The 1,411-nt window shown below is 60.5% G+C and carries 1 pseudogene; it reads right to left on the reverse strand.

Annotated elements, in window-relative coordinates:
- A pseudogene (locus CXQ93_RS20110) lies at window positions 1-1,280 on the reverse strand (hypothetical protein); the annotation flags it as partial.
- Window positions 1,281-1,411 lie beyond the last annotated feature (131 nt).

Here is a 1,411-nt window from a genome sequence, read left to right on the forward strand (position 1 = left end):
GGACCACCCTGAGGCCCCACCAATTCTGCTGGTTCATCCGTGATCCCCAACAACCCTAAGAACGGGACCTTGACCAACACCAACGCTTCCGGCAGCGGCGGATCAACCAACACCCCATGAGCCGCCAACTCCACCAACTGCTGTTCATAATCCGCCTGCGGATCCTCCACCACCCCATCCACCACATCACCGACCAACCCAGAGCCATCCCCCACAACATCTAACAGGTCAAGAAGGTTTGCCGGGTTTCTACCCTTTGAATCAGCAGGATCGGCAGGAGCGGCAGGATCAGCGAAATAAAGGGCGGCCGCAACATCCGCGGATTTAGTTCCTGCGGCGGGATCTGTTGCGGAATCAGCGGAAACTAGTCCTGCGGTAGCGGCATCGGGGCTGGTGGAGAGGTCAGCGGCGGCAGGGCTGGTGGTGGGCAGTAGTGTCCCCTCACCACCAGCCCCGCTAGGGGCGACTCCCCCAGTCGCAACACCAGCGAAGGATCCACCGGGCATGGATCCCCCGGGTGCGGAACAATCAGGGGCACCACGGGGCGTAGCACCACGGGGTGGTGCATTGTTGGTGGGGTTTGGTCTTGTGGCCCAGACAGGGACGTCGTCCTGATCAAGAACACTGCCACCCATCCTCCCGGTGGCATCACATCTTGTAGCGGCACCAGTACCGGCCGTGGCATCAGAAGTTGTGGTGGTATCAGGATTTATGCCGGTATCAGTGGTGGCTGGATTCTTAGCGGACCACGGAGGAACATACGGCCTCGTGTCCTGGCCATCGTGGCGGACCGTGGCTCCGAAAGCAGACCCCTGCCCACCCAGCCCACCCACACCTCCACAATCAACACCAGACCCAGACCCGGACCCGGCACCAGTATTTTTGTTGCCGGTGGTGCTCTGAAACCCAGTAGCCTGGCCACCAGTGGGACGAGAATTAACGCCCGTTTGCTGATCGGTGCCATTACTCCGACCGGTTCCGGCGCTCGTGCTCGTTCCGGTGTTGGTCTTTGTGTGCCCGTTATGGGGTTCTGGGTTGGTTGGGTTGTTGGTGGTCAGGGTGGTTTCGGCGTCGTTGAGTAGCTGTGTGGCGGTCTCTGGGAGGTTTTGGCCTAGTAGCAGGATCGCGGCAACATCGGCCCGTAGCTGCGCCAGTGTCCTATGCTCACGACAATCCTGACCCGTCCCAGCAGCATCAGCGATAGCTTGCGCCCGGAGTCCATCAGCCTTGATTGCCCGCGCCATCCGGGTACAACGTGTGTAAATCCCTGAAGCGCTCACCGCTGGCATGTGTAAGCCCAGCCAGGCCATCCCGTCAGCACCTACAGAACACACTAGTTTCCGCTTCGCGAATGCTTCCTTCACCCGGACCGGGATACTCGCAGGAAACATCTTCTCTCGCGCTCTGCGAG

Origin of the sequence: Arthrobacter sp. N199823, assembly GCF_002929705.1 — a bacterium.
GTDB lineage: Bacteria > Actinomycetota > Actinomycetes > Actinomycetales > Micrococcaceae > Specibacter.